Source organism: Candidatus Tectomicrobia bacterium (assembly GCA_016192135.1).
Lineage (GTDB): Bacteria > UBA8248 > UBA8248 > UBA8248 > UBA8248 > 2-12-FULL-69-37.
Window position 1 is genome coordinate 1 of sequence record JACPUR010000028.1, and the last position, 22,330, is coordinate 22,330.

Annotated in this window: 24 protein-coding genes and 1 tRNA gene; 12 read left to right on the plus strand and 13 right to left on the minus strand. The window is 66.8% G+C overall.

Going from position 1 to position 22,330, the window contains the following annotated elements:
* Positions 1 to 142 (plus strand): hypothetical protein (locus HYZ11_12115; protein MBI3128343.1); only part of this gene is annotated, 142 nt, incomplete at its 5' end.
* Between the two features lie 79 nt (positions 143 to 221).
* Here HYZ11_12115 and HYZ11_12120 read toward each other — a convergent pair.
* Both HYZ11_12120 and HYZ11_12125 read right to left on the minus strand, forming a co-directional pair.
* Entirely contained in the window at positions 222 to 590 is a 369-nt protein-coding gene (locus HYZ11_12120; protein MBI3128344.1) for a redoxin domain-containing protein, read from the minus strand.
* 27 nt (positions 591 to 617) lie between these two features.
* Positions 618 to 878: a hypothetical protein gene (locus HYZ11_12125; GenBank protein ID MBI3128345.1), complete on the minus strand. Its 261-nt coding sequence runs from the start codon at positions 876 to 878 to the stop codon at positions 618 to 620.
* An 898-nt stretch (positions 879 to 1,776) separates the two neighbouring features.
* Between HYZ11_12125 and HYZ11_12130 the strand changes: the two genes are divergently transcribed.
* The 6 genes from HYZ11_12130 (at position 1,777) to HYZ11_12155 (ending at position 5,366) form a co-directional block, all read left to right on the plus strand.
* Complete coding sequence (locus HYZ11_12130) at positions 1,777 to 2,349, plus strand: hypothetical protein (protein ID MBI3128346.1); 573 nt, start codon at positions 1,777 to 1,779, stop codon at positions 2,347 to 2,349.
* Positions 2,350 to 2,371: 22 nt separating this feature from the next.
* Complete coding sequence (locus HYZ11_12135; GenBank protein ID MBI3128347.1) at positions 2,372 to 2,962, plus strand: hypothetical protein; 591 nt, start codon at positions 2,372 to 2,374, stop codon at positions 2,960 to 2,962.
* A 62-nt stretch (positions 2,963 to 3,024) separates the two neighbouring features.
* On the plus strand, positions 3,025 to 3,384 hold the full coding sequence (locus HYZ11_12140; protein ID MBI3128348.1) for a c-type cytochrome: 360 nt from the start codon (positions 3,025 to 3,027) through the stop codon (positions 3,382 to 3,384).
* 27 nt (positions 3,385 to 3,411) lie between these two features.
* Positions 3,412 to 3,654: a hypothetical protein gene (locus HYZ11_12145; GenBank protein ID MBI3128349.1), complete on the plus strand. Its 243-nt coding sequence runs from the start codon at positions 3,412 to 3,414 to the stop codon at positions 3,652 to 3,654.
* A 142-nt stretch (positions 3,655 to 3,796) separates the two neighbouring features.
* Positions 3,797 to 4,597 carry a cytochrome c gene (locus HYZ11_12150; GenBank protein ID MBI3128350.1) on the plus strand — a complete coding sequence of 267 codons (801 nt, stop codon included), beginning with the start codon at positions 3,797 to 3,799 and terminating at the stop codon, positions 4,595 to 4,597.
* A gap of 112 nt (positions 4,598 to 4,709) precedes the next feature.
* Positions 4,710 to 5,366 (plus strand): SUMF1/EgtB/PvdO family nonheme iron enzyme, encoded by a 657-nt coding sequence (locus tag HYZ11_12155; GenBank protein ID MBI3128351.1) that lies wholly within the window; start codon positions 4,710 to 4,712, stop codon positions 5,364 to 5,366.
* A 96-nt stretch (positions 5,367 to 5,462) separates the two neighbouring features.
* On the opposite strand, the gene HYZ11_12160 is transcribed toward HYZ11_12155, so the two are convergent.
* Positions 5,463 to 5,559 (minus strand) — tRNA-Sec (locus tag HYZ11_12160).
* Positions 5,560 to 5,957: 398 nt separating this feature from the next.
* Between HYZ11_12160 and HYZ11_12165 the strand changes: the two genes are divergently transcribed.
* The 4 genes from HYZ11_12165 (at position 5,958) to HYZ11_12180 (ending at position 9,964) form a co-directional block, all read left to right on the plus strand.
* Positions 5,958 to 6,926, plus strand: coding sequence for a tripartite tricarboxylate transporter substrate binding protein (locus tag HYZ11_12165; protein MBI3128352.1), 969 nt, complete (start codon positions 5,958 to 5,960; stop codon positions 6,924 to 6,926).
* 52 nt (positions 6,927 to 6,978) lie between these two features.
* Positions 6,979 to 7,470, plus strand: a complete 492-nt coding sequence (locus HYZ11_12170; GenBank protein MBI3128353.1) for a tripartite tricarboxylate transporter TctB family protein — start codon at positions 6,979 to 6,981, stop codon at positions 7,468 to 7,470.
* 16 nt (positions 7,471 to 7,486) lie between these two features.
* On the plus strand, positions 7,487 to 8,983 hold the full coding sequence (locus tag HYZ11_12175; protein MBI3128354.1) for a tripartite tricarboxylate transporter permease: 1,497 nt from the start codon (positions 7,487 to 7,489) through the stop codon (positions 8,981 to 8,983).
* 90 nt (positions 8,984 to 9,073) lie between these two features.
* Entirely contained in the window at positions 9,074 to 9,964 is an 891-nt protein-coding gene (locus HYZ11_12180; protein ID MBI3128355.1) for an NAD(P)-dependent oxidoreductase, read from the plus strand.
* Positions 9,965 to 10,112: 148 nt separating this feature from the next.
* On the opposite strand, the gene HYZ11_12185 is transcribed toward HYZ11_12180, so the two are convergent.
* The 6 genes from HYZ11_12185 to HYZ11_12210 form a co-directional block, all read right to left on the minus strand.
* A complete protein-coding gene (locus tag HYZ11_12185; protein ID MBI3128356.1) occupies positions 10,113 to 10,988 on the minus strand; it encodes an OmpA family protein in 876 nt (291 codons plus the stop codon).
* Positions 10,989 to 10,991: 3 nt separating this feature from the next.
* The gene (gene motA / locus HYZ11_12190) at positions 10,992 to 11,843 is read right to left on the minus strand and encodes a flagellar motor stator protein MotA (protein ID MBI3128357.1); all 852 of its coding nucleotides are present in this window, start codon (positions 11,841 to 11,843) and stop codon (positions 10,992 to 10,994) included.
* Positions 11,844 to 11,946: 103 nt separating this feature from the next.
* Complete coding sequence (locus HYZ11_12195) at positions 11,947 to 12,996, minus strand: zinc-binding dehydrogenase (GenBank protein ID MBI3128358.1); 1,050 nt, start codon at positions 12,994 to 12,996, stop codon at positions 11,947 to 11,949.
* 199 nt (positions 12,997 to 13,195) lie between these two features.
* A complete protein-coding gene (locus HYZ11_12200; GenBank protein ID MBI3128359.1) occupies positions 13,196 to 14,152 on the minus strand; it encodes a DUF1722 domain-containing protein in 957 nt (318 codons plus the stop codon).
* Entirely contained in the window at positions 14,149 to 14,979 is an 831-nt protein-coding gene (locus tag HYZ11_12205; protein ID MBI3128360.1) for a formylglycine-generating enzyme family protein, read from the minus strand. The genes HYZ11_12200 and HYZ11_12205 overlap by 4 nt, the downstream gene beginning before the upstream one ends.
* A 402-nt stretch (positions 14,980 to 15,381) precedes the next feature.
* A complete protein-coding gene (locus HYZ11_12210; GenBank protein MBI3128361.1) occupies positions 15,382 to 15,846 on the minus strand; it encodes a DUF2721 domain-containing protein in 465 nt (154 codons plus the stop codon).
* 114 nt (positions 15,847 to 15,960) lie between these two features.
* On the opposite strand from HYZ11_12210, the gene HYZ11_12215 reads away from it, so the two are divergent.
* A complete protein-coding gene (locus HYZ11_12215) occupies positions 15,961 to 17,589 on the plus strand; it encodes a long-chain-fatty-acid--CoA ligase (GenBank protein ID MBI3128362.1) in 1,629 nt (542 codons plus the stop codon).
* Positions 17,590 to 17,604: 15 nt separating this feature from the next.
* Here HYZ11_12215 and HYZ11_12220 read toward each other — a convergent pair whose 3' ends face one another.
* The 4 genes from HYZ11_12220 to HYZ11_12235 are packed head-to-tail and all read right to left on the minus strand — an operon-like array spanning position 17,605 to position 22,149.
* Complete coding sequence (locus tag HYZ11_12220) at positions 17,605 to 19,275, minus strand: methylmalonyl-CoA mutase family protein (GenBank protein ID MBI3128363.1); 1,671 nt, start codon at positions 19,273 to 19,275, stop codon at positions 17,605 to 17,607.
* A 34-nt stretch (positions 19,276 to 19,309) separates the two neighbouring features.
* The gene (gene meaB / locus HYZ11_12225; protein MBI3128364.1) at positions 19,310 to 20,272 is read right to left on the minus strand and encodes a methylmalonyl Co-A mutase-associated GTPase MeaB; all 963 of its coding nucleotides are present in this window, start codon (positions 20,270 to 20,272) and stop codon (positions 19,310 to 19,312) included.
* 4 nt (positions 20,273 to 20,276) lie between these two features.
* Positions 20,277 to 21,698, minus strand: a complete 1,422-nt coding sequence (locus HYZ11_12230; GenBank protein MBI3128365.1) for a phenylacetate--CoA ligase family protein — start codon at positions 21,696 to 21,698, stop codon at positions 20,277 to 20,279.
* Between the two features lie 34 nt (positions 21,699 to 21,732).
* Positions 21,733 to 22,149, minus strand: a complete 417-nt coding sequence (locus HYZ11_12235; GenBank protein MBI3128366.1) for a cobalamin B12-binding domain-containing protein — start codon at positions 22,147 to 22,149, stop codon at positions 21,733 to 21,735.
* Positions 22,150 to 22,330 lie beyond the last annotated feature (181 nt).

Sequence of the window (22,330 nt, forward strand, 5' to 3'; positions counted from 1 at the left end):
CCACAGCACGGGCTACGTCTTGAAGCCCGACGGCACCATCGCCGTGGGCGTCTACAGCACGGGCCCCATCGGGCGGCTCGTCTGGCAGGACGTGCTGGGCCTCGTCCAGTTCTACAAGAAGATGGCCCCCCAGCCGAAGTAAGGACCGGAACGGTGAACGCGGCCAGCCGGGTGAAACATAAAAAGCCCCCCTTTCGGGGGGCTTTTTATGTTTCTGTGGGCTAGGCCTTTGTGGACATGGCTTCCTTGCCCGCCTGCTCGGCCAGGAGGTCGTCCAGCACCCTGTCCACGCGGGGCTTGTCCGTCCAACTGGCCTTGTAGGCGATTTTTCCTTCCGTGTCGATGACGTAAACCATGTTCGGCATCCAGCCGAAAGCCTTCGCCACCGTCTCCTCCAGGTCGTCCACGAGGACGGGAACCTTCATCCCGAACTCGCGCACGAGTTCCTGGGCGTACTGGAGCTTGTGCGCGTAGGAAGTGTGCTGGGAGTACTTGCGGAAGTACTTCCGCTCGCCCGCGTGCGGCTCCCTGGAGTAAACAACAAAAAACTCGACCCCCTTGTCCTTGTACATCCCATGGAGCTCTTCCATGCCCGGCACCTGCCGGCGGAAGGGCGGTCAGGTGATGGCGCCGAACTCCACGACGATGTTCCGCTTCCCCCGGAATTGGGCGAAATCCACCTCCCGCCCATCCGTGGTCTTGAGCTTCACCTCGGGCGCGGGATCTCCCGCGTGAATCTTCTCCGCGAAGGCCTTGTGCCGCACTTTGCGGAAGCCCTTGATCTCGCGTTTTATTGTGGCGATGGGATCCAGGTACCAGAGGCTCCACAGGCCTCCAAAAGGCCCGGGCGGCCGGTCGATGTATTCCTCTTTTCGCATGGGCAATCCTCTCCTCGCAAAGATCGATATGGGACAAGAACGATCATTATTCGCCAAACATGCGTTCTCGTTCAACTCCCGATCGGCTGCATCGTCGTCCCCCTTCCGCCGAAGGGATAATCCGGCCGGGCGCATATCCTCTTCGGGTCTTCGGGGCAACGTTTAGCCAAATACAAACAACGGATGAGGGCGACGCATTCCCTCCTTTCGCAAATATTTCCCCTTGAAATTTCGATACCGTCATATCATGCATGGTTTTGACGCCAAAAGACTTTCGCCCGCCGCCGATCTGAGCCTCTCGAACGGGAATAAGGAATAAATCGTATCCCCCTCTGTTCTTTTGAACGTAATACAAAATCGATCCGTGAGAGGCAGCAGAGTACGGCCCTGAGGTAAGGCGGCAGCCTCGGGGCGCCCGCGTTTTACCCTCCTCATTTCGAGGTGCTGGGTCTTGCAGGCGAGGCGTTTCATCCACGGATGGTCCATGTTCTGGGCAGCCATCGGGTTCGTGTTACTCGCACCGGTTGCGCAGGCCCATCACATCACCATGCGGCCGGGCTTCTTCGGCCATGTGGTAGTGGACTTGGCCGTCTCGCCGTGGAATGGGTCCTCGCTCTATGTCGCCGCCTTTGGGCAAGGAATTTTCGTCACGCATGATGGCGGGAGCCGATGGGTTCCCCTCCGTGACGGACTGAGCGAGAAAAGCGTCCGCGGCCTTGCCTTCGGCCCCCGCGGGAGAGGGGAAGAGGGCCTTCTCTACCTCGCGACCGATCAAGGCGCCTTCCGGAAGGCGCCCGGCCTCCCGTGGGAGCCCCTGCCGGGGCTTGGGGAGCGAAGCGTCCGCGCCCTCCGGTTTTTGGGGAAACCCTCAGTCCTGTACGCCGCGACAGAAGCGGGCGTGTTCGCCAGCGCCGATGGCGGCCTCGCCTGGGAGGCGCGGAACCGGGGCCTCGCGCATCTGGACGTGCGGGCCTTGGCCGCCGCGCCGGGCCGGATGTACGCGGGGACCTTCGGCGGGGTGTTCCGGAGCGGGGACGGCGGGCGGACCTGGCGGGCCGCCAGCCAGGGCCTGACGGACCCCCAGGTGCGCTTCCTGCTCGCGGAGCCGGGTGCATCCGGCCGCCTCTTCGCCGGGACCGCCCTCGGGGGCGTTTTCGAGAGCCGGGACGGGGGCGGTACCTGGCGGGCCATGAACCGAGGTCTCGTTGACTCCTCCGTCATGTCGCTGGCCTGGGCGGACGGCGCCCTCCTCGCCGGGACGCGGGGCGGACTCTTCCGCCTGCCGCCGGGTGGGGACGCCTGGCACTTCGTCCTGGTGCAGCGCGCTCCACTCTCGATGCCCGCCATCGCGGTGGGCGTGTCCGGCCGCATGTACGTGTCGAGCGGCGGCGAGGTATACGAAAGCCGAGACGGAGGGAAGAAGTGGGCCCTCCTTACTCCAGGCGCTCCTCGCCGCGCCGCCAAGCAGTAACCCTAAAAGGGAGGTAGCCCCTATGCGCCGTTTCCTCGGAAGGTCAGGAGCCGCCGCGCTCGGATTCGCGGCGGCCCTCGTGCTCCTCGGCTCGGCCCAGCCGCGCGAAGCCTGGGCCGCCAGCAACCCGTGCGCCCCCAAGAACCCGTGTGCGGCCAACCCCTGCGCGGCCAAGAACCCGTGCGCCGCCAATCCGTGCGCGGCGAACCCCTGCGCGCCAGGGGCGGCCCGCGGGCCCCAGGCCAAGGCCCGGATGGTTTCGGCCGAGGTGACCGGGTATGACGCCAAGACCCGGCGTCTCACCCTCAACCACCAGGGGAAAACCCTCGTCACCACCCTCAGCCCGAAGACGGTCGTCCGGCTGGGGGCGGATGTGGCCTCCCCCGCCGCCCTCTCGAAGGGCGCGCGGGCGGTGGTCTCCATCCTGGAGAAGGGAAGCGCGCGCGAGGCCCTCTACGTCTATGTGGCCAAGGGAGGCGCCGGCGGGAACCCCTGCGGGAATCCATGCGGCGCCAACCCGTGTGCCGCGAAGAATCCTTGCGCCGCGAAGAATCCCTGTGCGGGAAAAAATCCCTGCGCCGGGAAGAACCCCTGCACGAAGAAGGGCTGGTAGCGGAGACACCGCCGCCGGGAAACCCAGCTGCCGGTATTTTCTGATGAGAAAGGAGGAAACGAATGCGCCGAATGATTCGGATTCTGCCCATGGCCCTGGCGGTGCTGGCCCTCGCAGGGTGGTCTTCCGCCGCTTGGGCGGCCCCGCAGCAGCGCAAGACCATACCAATGGGGCCCTATTTTCAGACCCTGAAGGCCGATGCGTCCATCGACAAGTCGATCGAACGGGGCAAAACGCTCTTCAACGAGCTCGGCTGCGGCGGCTGCCATCCCCGGGGCGGCACTATCGGGGGCGTGCAGCGCAACGTGGCGGGGGACGTGGTGCCGATCCCCGTCCCCGACCTCAGGGGAGCGGCGCTCCACTACCCCCGCCTCTCGATGACGGGCTTCACGGCCAACATCGGGATCATGAACGATCTCTGAAACACCGTTTTCCTCGGCCGTGAGCCGATGGACCCGAACTCCCAGGAGTACATGGACCTCTACGCCTATGTGGCCTCCCTCACCCCGGAGGTCTATAAGTCCATGAAGAAATTTGAGGCCGACCGCCAAGCCCTCATGAAGAAGATGGGCAGCCAGGGCGGAAAGGGGAATCCCTGCGCGCCGGGTGGCGGCAATCCCTGCGCTCCGAGGGGCAATCCCTGCGCCCCCAAGCGTAACCCGTGCGGCAACCCCTGCGCGCCCAAGCGCTGAGCATCCGGGAGGCAGCTTCCCCCACCAGGAGAAATAAAGCCGGCTGGGTCGGCCCAGGGGCGCGGGAGAGGAACGGGCGGCATCTCTCTCCCGCGCCCTCCTCCTGCCGGCTCAGAGATTTCGTGAATGGGAGAGCAACGGCGTGATGATGCAAGTCTTGAGTTTTGCCTTCCAGCGCGCCGTCCTGGCGTTGGGCGTTTTTCTCCTGGCGGCGGGAGCGGCCCAGGCGGCCTACAAGGCGCCGCCCAAGCCGGAGATGCCGGAGAAGGGGGACTACTGGCTGGGCGAGGAGGTCTACAAGGAAATCTGCTTCTCCTGCCACGGCCTCAAGGGCGACGGGAAAGGCCCCAATTGGAAGGCTTCCTACCCGCGGCCCCAGGTGTTCACCAGCCCCCTCATGAAGCGGATGACAGACGAATATGTATTCGCCGTGGTCAAGTACGGCAAGATGAACGTCCTCAAGGAAAAGATGAACGGTTTTAAGCTGAAGCTCTCCCGTCCCACCGCCATGCCCTCCTTCGGAGAAGTCCTCGAGGACGCTCAGATCCGCAAGCTCATCGCGTGGGAGCGGGGCTTCACCACGGGCAAGCAGCCGAACGACCCCGAGATGAAGGAAATCTTCGAGGCCGCTTGCATCCAATGCCATGGCAAAACCGGGCTGGGCAACGGAGAGCGGCCCGTGGGGAGCCAGGATCCCAACAAACCTTTTGTGAGCGAGATCCAGCCGCCTCCCATGAACTATCACCTGAAGGAGCAGATGGAGCGCTTCGACGACAAGTTCCTCTTCTGGCTCATCAAGGTGGGGCGGATCGATGTCTCCGAGCAGGTGAATTACAACTACATGCAGGCCTACGGTCACGTCCTGAAAGACGAGGAGATATGGGGCGTGGTCCGCTACGTCCGCGAGGCCTTCATCAACGGAAAACCCCGGACGAAGAAGTAGCGTGGTTCGGATTCTTTCGGCCCTCCTCCTCTTGGCTGCCCTGGTGGAAATCTCCTCCCACGCCGGGGCGGCCGGAGGAGGAGGAAGCCCCTATTTTCCCGGCGGTCGGCCCATGGTCCTTGTCCCCGCCGGTCCGTTCATCCAGGGCAGCGCGGACGGGCCGCTGGAGGAACAGCCGGCCCGCACGGTCCGGCTGGACGCGTTCTGGATCGACCGGGAGGAGGTTTCCGTCGCCGATTGGGAGCGTTTCCGCGCCGCGACGGGCCATCCCCCCTCGAAGTACGCCGATGATTCCCTCCTCCACCGGCCGGACCTCCCCATTGTGGGTGTGAGCTGGTTCGACGCCCGCGCCTATTGCCGGTGGGCGGGGAAGCGCCTGCCCACCGAGGCGGAGTGGGAGAAAGCCGCCCGGGGGCCGGCCGGACGGCGCTACCCGTGGGGGAGCGAATTCGACCCGGGCCGGGCCGCATCGGAGGGTTCCGCTCCTGAGCCGGTGGGCGGCCGCCCCGGCGGAGAGAGCCCTTACGGGGCGCGCTCCATGGCCGGTGGGGTGTGGGAGTGGACGAACGACTTCTGGGGGGAGTTCTACTACCGGGAGGCGCCGGCCCGGAATCCATTGGGGCCGCCATCCGGCTTCCTGCATACCATCAAGGGAGGCTCATGGCGGGAGCCGCCCGAGTTCCTGCGCAGCGCCACGCGATTCCGCCTGGACGGCATCATCCGCTGGAAGACGGTAGGCTTCCGCTGCGCAAGGGACGCGCGCGGCTAGATTTTATGCCATCGCGAAGCCTTGCCGGTTTTCACCATGCGAAGAGCGGCACGGGGCAAAGTCCGCTTCCCGTTACGGGATGATCTAAAGGGAGATTGGCGGGAACGCGTGGGAGTCGAACCCACCGACGAAGTGATTAGCCCCGTCCACTGGATTTGAAGTCCAGGCGGCACACCGGCACCGATGCGCTCCCACCGGGAGGATACACGCCTCCGGCGGCAGGGAAAAGCGCGTTCCCGTTCTTTCCTTTCCGGTCCCCCTCCTCAAGAAGAGCCGCGGAAAGCGGCCCCTGTCCCAGTACCTCCCTAAAAGTGTAAACACCCTCTGCAAGTCCAAGTCCCCCGGACGGCGACTTGAGGGAGGCCCGCGAGAGGGCGTATCTGGGTTGCGCCCGCTCGGCTTTCGCTCGGATAATGCGGCCATGCGGTCGGTTTCATAGGGGTTGGGGGGTCCGCCGTCCATTCGGGACGGGGAACCGGGACCGGAGAGGTTATAAGGGCGCCCGGGGAAGGGGTTCGCGCCCGGGGGAGGGTGTTTCGGAACGTCGGGGGGTTCATTCAGGCAATCATCTGAGAGAGGAGTGATGGTCCGATGAGTCATCTAATCCGGCATGCGTTGGTGGCGGCAGTGGCATGCGCGGTCGGCCTGACGGCGTCTTTCGGTCCCGCGGGCGCGGCGGAGAAGTATCCATCCAAGGCGGTCACGGTAGTCATCCCGTTCGGGGGATCGGGGGCCTCGAACGTCATTTACCGGGCCTTGTTCGAGTACACGAAGAAGTATCTCGGCCAGCCGCTCGTGGTCGTGAACAAGCCGGGGAGCGGCGGCGCGGTCGGCTGGATGCAGGTGCAGTCCATGAAGCCGGACGGCTACAACCTCGCCTACGGCTCCAACTCGCTCTTCCTCCACACCCACCGGACAGGAGGAAAGCTCGACTACAAGAATTTCGATCCCATCGTGCGGCTGAACGAGTCCGCCTGTGCCATCTCCGTCAACGTCGCCTCGGGCTGGAACAGCCTGAAGGACTTCATCCAGCACGTGAAGGCGAACCCCGGCAAGGTCCGGATGGGGAACGCCGGGGCGGGTGCGCTCTTCGACCTCTGCACCTATCAATTCGAGAAGTTGACGGGCACCAAGATCGTCCACGTCCCCTACCAGGGCGGCCCGCTGGCGGCGACGGCGCTGCTGGGTGGCCACATCGAGTCCGTCATGGTGACCACGGACGATCTGAGCAATGTCCTCTCCACCGGCAAGATCAAGGTGCTCGCCATGGCCGGCGAGAAGCGGGACGAGTACTTTCCGGACGTGCCCACCATGCGGGAGGCCGGGGTGGACATGGTGATGGTGCTGTGGCGTGGCATCATTGCTCCCAAGGGCATGGACAAGGCCCGCGTCGCCATCCTCGAGAAAGCCTTCGAGCAATCCACGAAGGATCGGGGCTACGTCGAGTTCATGAAGAAGAACCGCTTCACGAACGATTTCATGGGGACGGCCGCTTTCACAAAGGCTTATTTCGAGGAGGGAGAGCTGCTGATCGGCCTCGCCAAGATGGCGATCAAGTGACCGGTGCGTGCAGGGCCTGCGGTCCTTCCCTCGCCATGAGCGAGGTGCGCCGGTGAGGGATCCGCGCGATATCGCGATCGGCGTGTTCTTTCTCGCCCTCTCGGGGGTGCTCCTGTTCGCCATCCAGGGTTTCCCCTCGGGGACGCTCGCGGAGGGAATGGGGGCGCGCCTCATGCCGCTCGTCCTGACTCTCTGCTTGGCCTTTCTCTCCCTGCTGCTCCTCCTCCACGGTTTTCGCAGCGGCCGTTATCAGCCTGGGGAGAGCCTGGCACCCGCCGGGCGCGCGCTCGATCCCCCGCTGCTCGGCCCCCACCTCAAGACGCCGGGCATCCTCATCGCCCTCCTGACGGCGTACCTTCTGGTGCTGGAGTACGCCGGGTTCCTTGCCGGCAATGCCGTGTTTCTCCTCCTCGCGACGCGGTCGCTCGGCGCCACGTGGAAGGGCGCCGCGAAAACCAGCCTCTTTCTCACGGTGCTGACCTATCTGATCTTCGGCGTGGCGCTCGACGTTCCGCTACCCGCCTTTTCCCTGCTCGCGAGGTAGGGGCATGCTCGGCGACATGGGAATCTTCTCGCTCTACACCCTGGGGCTCGGCCGGACGCTCCAGCCGGACGTCCTCCTCTTCCTCTTCTTCGGCACCCTAGTCGGCCTCATCTTCGGGGTGATTCCGGGGCTCTCCGCCACGATCGGGATCGCCATCTTCACCCCCTTCACCTTCAAGATGAGCCCCGAGGGCTCTTTCGCCCTGCTGCTTGGGATCTACTGCGGGTCGACATTCGGGGGCTCGATCAGCGCCATCCTCGCCAGCATCCCCGGCACCATCGCCGCCATCATGACCGTCCACGACGGCCACCCCATGGCCCTCAAGGGAGAAGCGGGGCGGGCCATCGGACTGGCCACCATCTCCTCTTTCATCGGGGGGCTACTCAGCGTCGTCGCCCTCGTCTTCTTCGCCCCCCTCATCGCCCGCTGGGCGCTGGAGTTCAGCGCCCAGGAGTACTTCGCCATCACCCTGTTCGGCATCAGCGTCATCGCCTACATCAGCACGGGGTCCATGGTGAAGGGCTTCATCAGCGCCCTCATCGGCCTGCTCTTGGCGACGGTGGGGGCGGACCCGACCACGGCCTATCCCCGCTTCACCTTCGACTCGGTGGCGCTCCTGGGCGGTCTCCCGATGGTCCCCCTCATCGTGGGGGTCTTCGGGTTCGCCGAGGTGCTCCGGATGGCGGAGAAAGATGCTTCCGCCTACAGGCGCATCACCGAGGTGGGAAAGATCATCCCCTCCATGCGGGAGCTCGGGCGGCTCTTCGGGACCATGGCGCGGGGTTCGTTCATCGGCGTCTTCATCGGGGCGGTGCCCGCGGCGGGCGCCTCCATCGCCGCCATCATCAGCTACGGGGTCGAGAAGCGCATCTCCAGCCACCCGGAAACCTTTGGCACGGGCGAGCCGCGCGGGATCGTCGGTCCGGAGTCCGCCAACAACGCCACCACCGGCGGGGCGATGATCCCGATGATGACCCTGGGTGTCCCGGGCGATCTGGTGACGGCCCTCCTGATCGGAGCCATGCTCATCCACGGCCTGCATCCGGGGCCGCTCCTGTTCAAGGATCATCCGCAGATCGTCTCCTCCATCTTCATCTCGTTGACCCTCTCGAACGTCATCTTCCTCGTCCTGGGCCTGTGTGGCGCGAGACTCTTCGCCAAGCTGATCACTTTGCGCCGGGAGGTGCTCGTCTCCATGATCCTCTGCCTCTCCATCGTGGGGACGTATTCCATCGAGAACTCGATCTTCCACGTCTGGGTGTACCTCGTGGGAGGGATCGCGGGCTACGTGATGACGCGGGTGGGAGTGCCCGTTTCCCCCCTCGTGCTCGGCTTCATCCTGGGCCCCATGGTGGAGTCGTTCTTCCGGCAGGCTCTCATCCTTTCCTATGGGAACCCCATCTATTTTTTCGCCCGGCCCATCGCCGCCATCTTCCTTGGCCTCACAATCCTCTTGATGCTCGCCCCCTTCTTGATGAAAAAGCTGTTTGGATATCAATATTCGGGGGGATGAGATGTCCCTGCCCCGCGGAGGCCGGTCCTTCGGCGCGCCCGCCCGCGAGGGGAAGAGTCACTTCGCGGCGCAATTACGGAGGAACACCCGATGCCCGGACGCGTGGGGATGGTGGGCCTGGGCCTGATGGGCCAAGCGTTCTCGGCGAACCTGCTCAAGGCGGGGTTCGAGGTCCAAGGCTTCGACGTCGACAGCCGCCGCATGGACGAATTGAAGCGGCGCGGCGGGAAGCCGGCGGATTCCCCGGCCGCCGCCGTCCGGGGCGTGCGCTGGATGATCACCTCGCTGCCCACCATCGAGATCGTCCGCCAGGCGGTGCTGGGGCCGGGGGGCGTGGCGGAGGGGGCGGAGAAAGGCCTCCTGCTCGCCGACACCACCACCGCCCGCCCGGAGGACTCCGCGGCGCTCGCCGCCGAGCTGACGGCCAGGGGCATCCGGTTCATGGACGCCTCGGTGAGCGGCACGAGCACCATGGCCTGGGAGAAGGATCTCATCGTGGTGGCGGGCGGCAAGGAGGAGGACTTCGACGCCCTCGAGCCCCTCTTCGCCGGCTTCAGCAAGGGAGCCTACTATCTGGGCGCCCACGGCTCGGGCGCCCGGGCCAAGCTCATCATCAACCTCGTCCTCCTGGGCAACCGCCTGGCCCTGGCGGAGGGCCTCACCCTGGGCATGAAGGCCGACATGAAGATGGAAACCCTCCTCACCGTGCTCAAGGAGGGCGCCGCCGGCTCCAAGGCCATGGATCAGAAAGGCGAGAAGATGCTCAAGGCGGAGTACTCCCCCGAAAGCCGCCTCACCACCTCCTACAAGGACGTTGGCCTCATGCTCGAGCAGGGCCGACGCCTGAACTCCCCGCTCTTCGTCACGAGCCTCTACGCCCAGCTCGCCCAGATGGGGGTGGCCAAGGGCTACGCCGACTCCGACCCCGCCTGCATCATCGAGCTGATGCGTGAGATGGCCGGGCTCCCGAGGAGGAAGTAGGGGAGGCGAGCCCATCGAGGAGGCGGCTGCTGGCGGGAGGGTGAGGGGGCGGCTTCGGACGGAGGGGCGGCTACTGCCTCGGCACGGCCGGTCTGTAGTAGGGGCGGTTCGCGAACCGCCCCTAGGCGGCTTCGGCCGGGGGGGGCCGCTACCGCCGCGGCACGGACTGCGGCCGGATGAGATCGCGGACGACCGGGCTCACCCCGGGCAGGTCCGGGCGAATGATCTCCTTGGTGTCCTCGGCCACGACGATGCTGATGCGCCGGTTGCGGGGGTCCTCGGGGTTGGCCGGGTAGCGGAGCCGCTTGTCGGCGTAGCCCCGCACCTGGGCGATCTTTCCCTCGTCGAGGCCCAGGCTCTCCAGCATGCGGCGGGTGATGTTGGCCCGGTCGGCGGAGAGCTCCCAGTTGGAGTAGCCGGGGCGGGTGAGGGGCTGGCTGTCGGTGTGGCCCTCGATGATGATGGAGTAGGGCAGGCGCCGGATCTGCTCGACGATGGCCTTCAGCGCCACGTTGGCCTCGGGTCGGATGCGCGCGCTGCCCGGTTCGAAGAAGGAGGAGCTCTCCTTGTCGAGCAGCTCGATCCGGACGCCCTCGGCGGTGGCCTGGATCGCGATCTGATCCTTCAGCTTCTGCAGCTCGGGGATGTTCTTGATCGCCCCCTCCAGGGTGGACTGGAGGGCCTTGAAGACCTTCTCCTTCATCTCCCGCTGCTTCTCGGCGGAGGCGTCCTCGCCCTGGGCGGTGCTCGCCTCCCGGCCGGTGCCCCCCTCCAGAATCCCCGCGCCGCCTCCGCTCGTGGAGGAGAAGATGCCCGGCGGGTCCCGGAAGTAGGCTCCGACCGCCTGCTTCACCTCCTTCTTGGAGTTGACGAGCCAGAGCACGAGGAAGAGCGCCATCATGGCGCTCATGAAGTCGGCGAAGGCCACCTTCCACGCCGAGCCGTGGCCGCCGCCGTGGCCCTTCTTGATCTTCTTGACGATGATGGGCCGGTTCTCGAGTTTGAAGTCGCCGCCTTCAGCCATGGCTCATTTCTTCTTCCGGAGGATTTCCTCGAGTTCCTTCATGCCGGGCCGCTCGGAGCCCATGATCGAGCGCCGGGCGAACTCGATGGCGATCATGGGCGAGAGCCCCTTCTCGAAGGCCAAAAGACCCGCCTTGATGCACTGGATGTACTGCGCCTCGTCCTGGTTGTTCAGCTCCATGCCGGCCGCCAGGGGCGAGAGGAACCCGTAGGCCGCGAGAATGCCGAGGAAGGTGCCGACCAGGGCGGCGCCCACCTTGTGCCCGATCTCGGCGGGCGGGCCGTCAATCGCGGCCATGGTGAGGATGATGCCGAGCACGGCCGCCACGATCCCCAGCCCCGGCATGGAGTCGGACACCTTGCTCAGCACGCCCGGCGCCCGGGCGGTCTCCTCATGGTGGATCTCGATGTCCGAGTCCATGAGGGCCTCCAGCTCGTGCGAGGCGACGCCGCCCACGATGATGATCTTGGCCGAGTCGGTCAGGAACTCCACCGCGTGGTGGTGGCTCATGAAGCCGGGGTACTTCTTGAAGAGGGAGCTCGACTCCGGCTTCTCGACGTGGGACTCGAGGACAAGGAGGCCGTCCTTCTTCGCCATCTGGAAAATCTCGCTGAGCAGGCACAGCAGCTCGATGTAGTTCTGCTTCTTGATGGTCTTGCCCAGCAGGACCTTCAGGACGCCGCCGAACAGCGCCACCTGGACCTTCATCGGGGTGGAGATGAAGACGGCGCCCAAGGCGGCGCCGAAGATGATGACGACCTCCGCCGGCTGGAACAGGACGGCGAGCTCCCCGTGCTCCATGAGGTAGCCGCCGATGACGGCGCCGAGCACGACGACGATTCCCGCGATTGCCATGCGGCCTACATCCTCTTTAACACCAGCCGAAAGATTACCCTTCGGGGACCTCGATGATGCGGCAATTCTAGCGATTTCATGCCTTTTCCGCCACCTGAACCGGTCAGCCCCCCGCCCGGAGCACGATTTTCCCGAACTGCTCCCCCGCCTCCAGGATCTCGTGCCCCCTCCGGCATTCCTCGAGCGGCAGCACCCGGTCCACCACGGGCCGCAGCCTCCCCTTGGCCAGGAAGCCCAGCACTTTCTTGAACGAGGGCAGGCTGCCCATGGTGCTCCCCAGCAGGGAGAGCTGCTTGGCGAAGAGGACGGTGAGGTTCGTCTTCCCCTGGAAGCCGGTCGTGGCGCCGCAGATGACGATGCGCCCGTGGTAGGCGGCGCTCTTGACGCTCTCCTCCCAGGTGGCCTCCCCGACGTGCTCGAGGACCACGTGGGCGCCCTCCCGGCCCGTCAGCTCGCGCACCCGGCCGCTGATGGACTCCTCCCGGTAGTTGATGACCTCGTCCGCCCCCAGGGCCCGCGCCCTCGCCGCCTTGTCGGCGGTGCTGGTCGCGGCGATCACCCGCGCCCCGAGGAGCTTACCGATCTGGATGGCCGCCGTGCCCACCCCGCTCCCGGCGCCCTGGACGAGGAGGGTCTCCCCGGCCCGTAGGCCCGCCCGCTCGGTCAGCATCCGCCAGGCGGTGATGAAGACGATGGGCACCGCCGCCCCCTCCTCGAAGGAGAGCGAATCCGGCAGGGAGAGCAGGTTTGAGAAGGGGATGCAGATGAACTCGCAGCAGGCGCCGTTCGTCTGCTCCCCGATGATGGAGAAGGCGCCCGGCGGGGGATCGTCCGCCAGGAAATGCGGCACCCCGCCGTAGCCGGCGAGGGGGTAGCCGATCACCCTTTGCCCTTCCTTCGGGGCGGCCGCCCCCGCCAGCCGGGCCACCCCCGGCCCCAGGGCCCGGACCACCCCGGTGAAGTCGCTCCCCCCGATGTGGGGCATCTCGATCTTGAGGCCCGGCAGCCCCCGGCGCATCCAGAGGTCCAGGTGGTTGAGCCCCACCGCCCTGACCTCGACGAGCGCCTCGCCCGGGCCGGGCTCAGGCCGGGGGACCTCCTCCACCCGGAGGACCTCGGGCCCCCCGTGCTCGTGGAAACGCACCGCCTTCATGAATTCCTCCCGCGCCATCGCCTGTGAGGGTTGGCCGGCCGGCCCCGAATGCTTTACCACCCCGGCCCCATGCAGGGCAAGGGAGGGGGGCGCCGAAAGGATTATCAATTTGAGGGTTGGCTGGTCAGTAAGGGCGAGGCATGCCTCGCCCTTACGTATGGGGGCACGCGTCATCGTAGGGGCGTATTGCAATACGCCCCTACGCAATGGCGGATTCACCGCCGGTATCTTCCAAATCGGGCGGGAAGGGCGAGAAGAGGGTCTGCCCGGCGAGGGTTTCGTCCCGGCCGATCCAGTCCCGCAGGGGGCGGAGGGCGGCGCTCAGAGGAGCCCGCCCCTCCCGGTAGCGCTCGATTGCCCGAAGGAAGCGCGCCCGCTCGCTTGGCCGCAGGGGCGAGCCGGCCGCCCCTACGGATTGGCGGAGCACATCCGCGGCCGAGGCCCGCCGGGCGGGCCGCGCCAGGGCGGCGTGGAGGTGGCGTTCATATTCTTCCATCGCCTCGGGCAGCGGCCGCCGCTTGCGGTTCGCGGCGATTTTCTCCAGCGCCTTCGCCTCCCTCTTGTGGCGGGCCAGGAGGAGGAGCCGGTTCGCCTCCTGGAAGCGCGCGAGCGCGGCCGCCGAGGGCCGCTCCTTCACCGCCCGGAAGCGGGCCAGCGCGAAGAGCCGGGTGAGGAAGCGCTCGCGGATGAGGGGATTGCCGAGCCGCGCTTCGTCTTCCACCGCCAAGCCCGGGAAGCGCGCGAGCGCCTCCTCGGCGAAGAAACCCGCCCCCTTGCCGATGGGTTTAGCCGCCTCCGCCCCGGCGTAGCGCTTCACGTCCCCAATCCCGCACGAGGGGGAGCGGCTCTTCAGGATGAAGCCGTCCGCGCCCCCGAGCCCGCCCAGGAACTTCTCCGCGAAGCGGCGCATGGCCCGGGTCAGGTCCCGCCCCGTCGCGGGCTGGAGGAGGGTTCTCTCCCCGCCCCTTTCGATGACGCGGATGGGGTCGCGCGGGACGCCGAGCCCGATCTCCACCTCCGGGCACACGGGCCGGAGCTCCACGTGGGCCGCGAGCTTTCGAAGGAAGGGGAACGGGATGCGCTCCCCGTCGTACCGGCAGGGCGCCAGCTCCAGGCACTGGCTTAGGACGACCACGGGGCGGGGGAACTTCCTCATCGGCCGTCCCCCGCGCAGCGGAAGCCCACCATGTCCAGGCCGATGTCGGCCGGGTTGGCGTGGCGGTAGCTCGCGCGCAGGCACCAGGGGTTGTTGCCCCAGCCGCCCCCGCGCAGGGCGACGAGGCGGGGCTTTCCCGGGAAGGGGCTCGCCGTCCACTCCCAGACGTTCCCCGCCATGTCGAGGAGGCCGAAGGGGGAGGCGCCCGCCGGGAAGCTTCCGATCGGAGCGGTCCTGAGGTGGCCGTCGCTCGCGTCGGCCGCGCAGCAAGGAACCGTGCCGAAGTTGGCGCGGCGTCCGCCCTCCTGCCGCGGCGGCGCGTCGCCCCAGGGATAGCGGCGGCCGTCCGCCCCCCGGGCGGCGAATTCCCACTCCTCCTCGGCCGGCAGGCGCAGGCCCGCCCAGCGGCAGAAGGCGGCCGCGTCGCGCGCGCTCACCTGGACGGCGGGGTGAGTCTCCCGCCCCTCGGCCGAGTCGCCGGGGCCGTGGGGATGGCGCCAGTCGGCGCCCCGGACCTCGCGCCAGCGGCCGTCCCACACGTGGCCGAAGCCCGCGCGCTCGGGGTCGGTGAGGTGGCCTGCCGCCTGGACGAAGGCGGCGAATTGGCGGTTCGTCACCTCGTGTTTCATCATGCGGAAGGGCCGGACCGTCACCCGCCGCGGCGCTTCGTCCGGCTCGCCGCGGGGATCGCCCATCGTGAAGGCGCCGCCCGGGATGTCCACCAGCTCCAGCGCGGCCGAGGCGTGGGCGCGGTGCGCCGCCGCGGGGAGCAGGAACAGGAGGGCGGGGAGCAGGCACCGGCCGAGCAGGACGATGGGGCGGGGCATGGGGAGGGGTCCGGCGAAAGAGGAACCAAGAGTCTATCTCCTTACGGTCTTACCATAGCACAGGTGAATTTTGAGCTAGGCGCTCAAGGACTAGGGATCACACTTTTACTCTATGATTTTTTCACACGAAGGAGATAGAACGAAGGGTCCGGAAACGCCAGCCTGTCATTCCGAAGAAGCGAAGCGACTGAGGAATCCGCTTTTGTCTTGCGGTGTCATGCTGAGCGGAGCGAAGCATCTTCGTCAGCGGCTACCCGCGTAGATTCTTCGCTCCCTCCGGTCGCTCAGAATGACAACTTTTTCGCAGAAGCAGATTCCTCGCTACGCTCGGAATGACGACCTCGGAATCCATCCCTTTTCTTTCATACCCGTTAGACTTACTCGGCCCGCCCCCTCAACTCCTCACGGTCCGCGCCGCTCCGCCCGGATCTGGGCGAGGACGCGCTCCTCGTCGCGGGCCGCGTCGAGGGCCATCGAGATGTCCCGCACGTAGTAGCCCATCCCGGCCAGCATGGCGAGGAAGGCCAGGACGAAGCAGAAGATGGCGGCGCCGTTGGCCGGGGGCCACAGCACGGCGAGCCCGAGGAGCAGGCACGTCGCGAGGGTCAGGATGATGCTGGCCAGCACCCACAGGAGGGCGTTGCGGACCACGATCACGTGCCGGGTGACGGCTTCAATCTGCCGGTCGAGCACCTGGGCCTCGGCGTGCTCCCCCAGGCGCTCCTTCTGGTGGCGCTCCCAGTGGAAGCCCCGCAGGCGGGTGATGATGCCCATCATGCGCGTGTTGATGGAGAGGGCCAGCAGCCCCGCCGCCGAGATGAAGATGGCGGGCGAGAGGAGAGCCGCCACCAGCTGTGCCCCGGTCATCACGGCCTCCTAGAAAGGGGCTCCTTTTGACATACTATTTGTAGTATATATCGATCATCGCGCGTGGGGCTGGCCTGACGCTCCCGGGATTCCATGAAGGGCAGGCGAGGACAGATGAAACGGCATGTCGCCCCCGTCCGGTTCGAGACTTTGGGGCGGATGGTGCGGGAGAACGCCGCCCGCCGGTCTCACCGGTCCGCCATTCTATGGGAAGCGGGCGGCGCGGGGGCCGCCTCCGGCCTGGGGGCGCCATCGGGCGGCGGAGGCGAGGACCGCCACCTCACCCACGTGGCGCTGAACGCGGCGGTCAACCGCTTCGCCTCCGCCCTCGCCCGGCGGGGAGCGGGCCGGGGAGACCGCGTCGCCCTGCTGGTCGGAAACCGCCCGGAATTCGTCGTCGCCTACTACGGCGCGGCCAAGGCGGGCGCCGTGAGCGTTCCCCTGAACACCCGCCTCTCGGGCCGGGAGCTCGCCTATATCCTGGCTGACTCGGGGGCCTCGCTCCTCGTGGCGCAAGAGGACTTCTGGCCCGCCCTCGCCGGGCGCCGCGCGGAGCTCTCCGCTCTGCGGGAGGTGGTCTGGGTCGGAGAGGCCGGCCCCCCGGCGGGCGCCCGCCCCTTCGAGGCTTTCCTGGCGGAGGGAGAAGAGGCCGAGCCCGAAGAAGCCGCCTCGTCCGGCGCCCTGGCCTCGATTTGCTACACCTCGGGCACCACGGGCCTGCCCAAGGGGGCGCTCCTCACCCACCGGAACATCCTGGTGAACGGGAGGAACTGCGAGGCCGTCTTCCGGTGCACCGAGAGCGACCGCACCCTCGTCGCCGTCCCCCTCTTTCACGTGACGGGCCTGACGAGCCAGCTCATCGCCATGGGCTACGTCGGCGCCTCCTGCGTCCTGATGTCGCGCTACAAGACCGAAGAAGTGATGCGCCTCATCGAGAAGTTCCGCGTCACCCACCTCATCGCCGCCCCCACCATCTTCGTCCTCATGCTCCTGCACGAGCGGTGCGCCGGTTACGACATGGACTGCCTCCGCATCGCCTCCTACGGGGGCGGGCCCATCGCCCCCGAGACCGTCCGGGGGATCAAGGCCCGCTTCCCCCGCGCCGAGGCCATCCAGCTCTACGGGCTCACCGAGACGAGCGGGATGGTGACCTATCACCCCGACGAAATGGCGCTCGCCAAGCCCACCTCGGTCGGCAGGCTCGCCCCCGAGTGCGAGCTTTGCACGGTGGACGAAGATGACAACCCCCTCCCTCCCGGCGGGGTGGGCGAACTCTGCGCGCGGGCGCCGAACGTGGTCTCGGGCTACTGGAACAAAGAAGAGGCGACGGCGGAGGCCATGCGGGGCGGCTGGTTCCACACCGGCGACCTCGCCCGCTACGACGCGGACGGCTACTACTACATCCTGGACCGCAAGAAGGACATGATCTGCCGCGGGGCCGAGAACATCTACAGCAAGGAGGTCGAGGACGTCCTCTACACCCACCCGGCGGTCATGGAAGCGGCCCTGTACGGCGTGCCCGACCGGGTCTTCGGGGAGGTGCCCCGGGCGGCGGTGGTCCTCAGGCCCGGCAAGTCCGCGGAGGAGGAGGAGATCCGCGCCTTCTGCGCGGGCCGGCTCGCCGACTACAAGATCCCCACCAAGGTGCGCTTCCTCGCCGAGCTGCCCAAGAACGCAAACGGCAAGATTCTCAAGCGCGCCCTGCGCGAGTCGGACCCCGGCCTCCAGGCGGGCCGAGTCTGAGGCCGGCGCGTCCGCTCAAATCACCGGCGTTTCCCGGTAGGTTCCCCAGACCCCCTTCAGGGTCTCAACGATCTCGCCCATCGAGGCCTTCGCCTTCACCAGTTCGATGGTGACGGGCATGATGTTCTCGTCTTCATCCCGCGCGACGCGTTCGAGCTCCGCCAGCAGACGCCCGACCCCCTCGTTGTCCCTCTCTCGGCGCACCCGCCGGAGGTTTTCGATCTGGCGGTGTTCCGTCTCCGGATCGTACGGGTGGGTTTCGATGCCGGCCGTTTCTTCTTCTTCGACGTACCGGTTGACGCCGATGACCGGGCGCTCGCCGCTGGCCTTTCGGAGGGCGAAGTCGTATGCCGAATCGGCAATCTCTTTTTGGAACCAGCCGTTCTCGATGGCCTTGATGGTGCCGCCCATCGCGTCCACCTTTTCGAGAATCTCGAAGATCCGCCGTTCCATCTCGGTGGTCAGGCTCTCCACGAAGTAGGAGCCGCCGAGGGGATCGATGACGGAGGTGACGTTGGTCTCATCCGCCACCACCTGCTGGGTCCGGAGCGCCAGTTTCATGGCCTCCTCGGTGGGGATGGCGAAGGCCTCGTCGAGGCCGTTGGTGTGCAGGCTCTGTGCGCCGCCGAGCACCGCCGCCAGCGCCTGGTAGGCGGTGCGGATCAGGTTGACCTTGTACTGCGGCCGGGTGAGCGTCGCAGCCGCTGTCTGGCAGTGGAACCTCATGCGCATGGACTCGGGCCTCTCGGCGCCGAAGCGCTCCCTCATGATCTTCGCGTAGACGCGGCGCGCGGCACGGAACTTGGCCACCTCCTCGAAGAAATCGGCTTGGCACACGAAGAAAAACGAGAGCCTCGGCGCGAAGTCGTCCACATGTGCCCCCGCCTTCACCACTTCTTCCACGTAGGCGATGGTGTTGGCTAGGGTGAACGCCGCCTCCTGCAGCGCCGTCGCGCCCGCCTCGGACATGTGATAGCCGGAGATATTGACGGGGTTGTAACGCTTCATGTGCCGCGTGGCATAGAGGATTGTGTCGCGGACGAGCCGTATGGAAGGGCGGACGGGGTAAATCCACTCCTTTTGGGCGATGTACTCCTTGAGGATGTCGTTCTGGATGGTGCCCGAGAGCCGGTTGAGGTCGTCGCCCCGTTTCTGCGCCAGGGCCACGTACATGGCGAGCAGGATCCAGGCGCTGGGATTGATGGTCATGGACACCGAGATTTGGGTCAGGTCTATCCCCTCGAAAAGGGCCTCCATGTCCTCCAGGGTGTCCACCGCCACCCCTTCCCGGCCCACCTCGCCGTGCGACATGGGGTGGTCGGAGTCGTAGCCCATGAGGGTGGGCATGTCGAAGTCGGTGGACAACCCAGTCTGTCCCTGGGAGATGAGATATTTGAACCGTGCATTCGTGTCCGCCCCCGTTCCGTAGCCGGCGATCTGGCGCTTGGTCCAGAGCTGGCCCCGGTACATGGTCGGATAGGGGCCGCGGGTGAAGGGATATTGGCCGGGAAGGCCGATGTCCTCGATCGGGGCCTGCGCCGCATCGAGCCCCGTGTAGATGCGCTTCAGGGGAATGCCGGAGGCCGTCTCGTATTTCCCCTTGTTCTCGGGCTGGCGGGAAAGAAAGGACGCCAGCTCGTTGGCCTCCCATTCGCTGAAGACCTTCTCGAACTGCTCGACAGCCATTCCCGTTGCGGCGTGGCGTCGCTCCATCATGGCCTCAGTCCTTGTAGAAGGCGGCGAGCAGGTCCATCGCCGCGGCGTAGGGGTCCACGTTACGCGCCATCACTTGCTCGATAAGGCCCGCGAACCTGCCATCCCGCCGGCCCACGAAGCGGGTTCGCAAAATCTCCTCGGCCGTCTTGAGGACCCGCATCTCGATGATCCGCCGGCAGCGGCGCTCCATCCCGCCCGATCCGTCCAGGCGGGCCCGGTGGCCGTCGATCGCCGAAAGCAGATCGCCGGTCCCCTCGTCGCGTTCAGCGCTCGTCGGCACCACGGGAACCACCCAGGCCGGCTCTCCATCTCCGGAGGGGCCGAGGGCGAGCATGGCCTTCAGGTCGGCGAGTGTCTTGTGCGCGTCGGCGCGGTCGCACTTGCTGACCACGTGGATGTCGGCGATCTCTAGGAGGCCAGCCTTGATGGCCTGAATCTCGTCCCCGAGGCCGGGCGCCGAAACCACCACCACCGTATGCGCCGCCCGTGCGATGTCCACCTCGTCCTGGCCGACGCCCACGGTCTCCACCAGGACGAGGTCGAAGCCGGCCGCGTCCAGAATGTCCACGGCATCCAGGGTGGATCGGGCCAGGCCACCCAGCGCCCCGCGCGTGGCCATGCTTCGGATGAAAACGCCGGGGTCGGCCGTGAGCCCGGTCATCCGCACGCGGTCGCCCAGGATGGCCCCTCCCGAAAAGGGACTGGAGGGATCGACGGCGACGATCCCAATCTTGCGGCCGCTTTCGCGGACGGCCCGGGCCAGCGACCGCACGAGGGTGGACTTGCCGCTCCCCGGAACTCCGGTGAGGCCGACCACGTGCGCCTTGCCGGTGTGGAAGTAAATCTCGGCCAGGGCGTGGCGGGACCCCTCGTCACCCGCCTCGGCCCGCGACATCATCCGCGCGATTCCCCGCACGCGGCCCGCCAGGACCTCGGAAACCAGCTCGCCGGAGGGCGTTCGGGCCATGACGTCAGGCATCCATCTTCTGCTGGAGCGAGCGGAAGAGGTCCCGGTCGTCGACCACCCGCCGCGCCTTGAAGTCCGTACGCGGGAGCACCCCCGCTTCCACCACCTCGACCCGGGCCCGGACGCCCAACACCCGGTTCAGGCCGGCTTCCGCCCGGCGGCGCAACCCTTCGATGGCCTCCTCGCCCGCTTCGTACACCGCCTCTTTGGCGTCCAAGCGCACCAGCAGCTCATCCATGGCGCCGTCGCGGGTGATGATGATGCGGTGCTCGCCGCCGTAGTCCGAAAATCCGTTGAGCACCGAGTCGATGGCGCTGGGATAGATGTTCTCCCCGCGGATGGTGAACATGTCGTCGATGCGGCCGTAGATTCCCTGGGGAAGGCGCGGATAGGTGCGCCCGCATGGGTTGGGCTCCTCCACCCAGTGGGTGAGGTCGCCCGAGACCAGACGGATCATCGGCTGGGAGGTTCGCTCCAGATGGGTGTATACGGGCGTGCCCCGGCTGCCGTAGGGTACGCGGCAATGGGTCTGGGGATCGCAGATCTCGGTGTAGACCATGTCTTGCCACAGCAGCATGCCCTCGGTCTCGTAGCTCCCGGCCAGGTTCATCCACGGCGTCATCTCGGCCATGGAGCCGCAATCGATCGCCCGGGCGCCGTAGGCCTCCTCGATGCGCTGGCGGATGCTCGGGACCGAGGCCCCGGGCTCGCCCGAGAAGAACATCTGCCTGAGCCCGAAGTCCCTGGGGTTCAGCCCTTCCCCGGCGGCCACCTCGGCCAGATGAAGCGCATAGGAGGGCGTACTGTAGAAGGCGGCGGGCTTGACCAGGTTCATCCACATGGCCGCCCGCGCCGTCATGCCCGGTGCGCCTGCGCCGAAGGGGAAGCACTTGGCGCGCAGGCGCTCGGCGCCCAGGAGCGTCCCCCAGGAGCCCATGTAGAGGCTGAAAACGGCGGCGACGAATACGATGTCCCCAGGCCGGATGCCCATGCCCCACATCACCCGGGCCTGGTTGTTGGCGATGGCTTGCCAGTCGTCTCGGCCGATGGCGAAAATGGTCGGCCGTCCGGTGGTGCCGGAGGTTCCGTGGATGTGATGGACCTCCGTCGGGGGGATGCACAGATAATCCCCGAAGGGTTCCGCCCGGGCCTGGGACTCGCGCAACTCCGCCTTGGTGACCACGGGCACCCGCTCGAAGTCCTCCAGTGAATGGATGTGGTCGGGATGAATTCCGGCTTCGTCCCACTTTCGCCGGTAGAACGGCCCGTGCGCGTAGGCGTAGCGCATCACCTCGCGCAGCCGCCCGAGGATGGCATTTTCGCGGTCGCCGGCGGGCATGGTCTCGCGCGCCGGAAACCAGTGCCGGCTCGAGGCGGCCGGCATATAGTCGGGGTCGTACCTGGGCGGGAAAGACCAGTACTCCACGGCGACGCCTTCTCCTGGCGACAAGGGTCTCCGCCTAACGGCGGCTCCGCGCCGCCACCAGCCGCCTCACTGTGTCGACGATCACGTCCGGTGTGGTGTCCTGCAGAAGGACCTCGCTTACCCCCCGGTTCTTCAGGTCAGCGGCGTCCTCGTCCGACATCACGCCGCCGGCAAGCACGATGATATCCTCGGCGTCGTTCATCTTCAAGAGGTCGATGATGCGGGGAAGGATTGTCATGTGGGCGCCGGACAGCAGACTTACCCCGAGCACGTCCACATCCTCCTGGATGGCGGCGTCGGCCACTTCCTCCGGGGTGCGGTGGAGGCCGGTGTATATCACCTCCATGCCCGCGTCGCGCAAGCACCGTGCAACCACCTTGACACCGCGGTCGTGGCCGTCGAGTCCGACCTTTGCCACCAGCACACGGATGAGATCCCTCTCCTGGCTCATCTCTGCCTCACGCAATCGACAGCCCTGCGAGCGCCACCTGTCCCATGAATCCGGCTCTCGAGCGCCTTCGCCCTCTCTACGCAAACACCGAGGGATCAACCGATATTTTCCCAAATTTACCTGGGTTAAAACAGTCTAGCAAACTGAGCGCCAGATTCTCCCCGGAACCCTTTGATAAGCA

Coding starts and splice junctions, on each gene's coding strand:
- HYZ11_12215 (MBI3128362.1), top strand. CDS start 15,961: ATGAAACGGCATGTCGCCCCCGTCCGGTTCGAGACTTTGGGGCGGATG.
- HYZ11_12205 (MBI3128360.1), bottom strand. CDS start 14,979: ATGCCCCGCCCCATCGTCCTGCTCGGCCGGTGCCTGCTCCCCGCCCTC.
- motA (MBI3128357.1), bottom strand. CDS start 11,843: ATGGCAATCGCGGGAATCGTCGTCGTGCTCGGCGCCGTCATCGGCGGC.
- HYZ11_12145 (MBI3128349.1), top strand. CDS start 3,412: ATGGACCCGAACTCCCAGGAGTACATGGACCTCTACGCCTATGTGGCC.
- HYZ11_12140 (MBI3128348.1), top strand. CDS start 3,025: ATGCGCCGAATGATTCGGATTCTGCCCATGGCCCTGGCGGTGCTGGCC.
- HYZ11_12210 (MBI3128361.1), bottom strand. CDS start 15,846: ATGACCGGGGCACAGCTGGTGGCGGCTCTCCTCTCGCCCGCCATCTTC.
- HYZ11_12180 (MBI3128355.1), top strand. CDS start 9,074: ATGCCCGGACGCGTGGGGATGGTGGGCCTGGGCCTGATGGGCCAAGCG.
- HYZ11_12135 (MBI3128347.1), top strand. CDS start 2,372: ATGCGCCGTTTCCTCGGAAGGTCAGGAGCCGCCGCGCTCGGATTCGCG.
- HYZ11_12155 (MBI3128351.1), top strand. CDS start 4,710: ATGGTCCTTGTCCCCGCCGGTCCGTTCATCCAGGGCAGCGCGGACGGG.
- HYZ11_12195 (MBI3128358.1), bottom strand. CDS start 12,996: ATGAAGGCGGTGCGTTTCCACGAGCACGGGGGGCCCGAGGTCCTCCGG.
- HYZ11_12200 (MBI3128359.1), bottom strand. CDS start 14,152: ATGAGGAAGTTCCCCCGCCCCGTGGTCGTCCTAAGCCAGTGCCTGGAG.
- HYZ11_12120 (MBI3128344.1), bottom strand. CDS start 590: ATGGAAGAGCTCCATGGGATGTACAAGGACAAGGGGGTCGAGTTTTTT.
- HYZ11_12125 (MBI3128345.1), bottom strand. CDS start 878: ATGCGAAAAGAGGAATACATCGACCGGCCGCCCGGGCCTTTTGGAGGC.
- HYZ11_12220 (MBI3128363.1), bottom strand. CDS start 19,275: ATGGCTGTCGAGCAGTTCGAGAAGGTCTTCAGCGAATGGGAGGCCAAC.
- HYZ11_12165 (MBI3128352.1), top strand. CDS start 5,958: ATGAGTCATCTAATCCGGCATGCGTTGGTGGCGGCAGTGGCATGCGCG.
- HYZ11_12235 (MBI3128366.1), bottom strand. CDS start 22,149: ATGAGCCAGGAGAGGGATCTCATCCGTGTGCTGGTGGCAAAGGTCGGA.
- HYZ11_12185 (MBI3128356.1), bottom strand. CDS start 10,988: ATGGCTGAAGGCGGCGACTTCAAACTCGAGAACCGGCCCATCATCGTC.
- meaB (MBI3128364.1), bottom strand. CDS start 20,272: ATGGCCCGAACGCCCTCCGGCGAGCTGGTTTCCGAGGTCCTGGCGGGC.
- HYZ11_12175 (MBI3128354.1), top strand. CDS start 7,487: ATGGGAATCTTCTCGCTCTACACCCTGGGGCTCGGCCGGACGCTCCAG.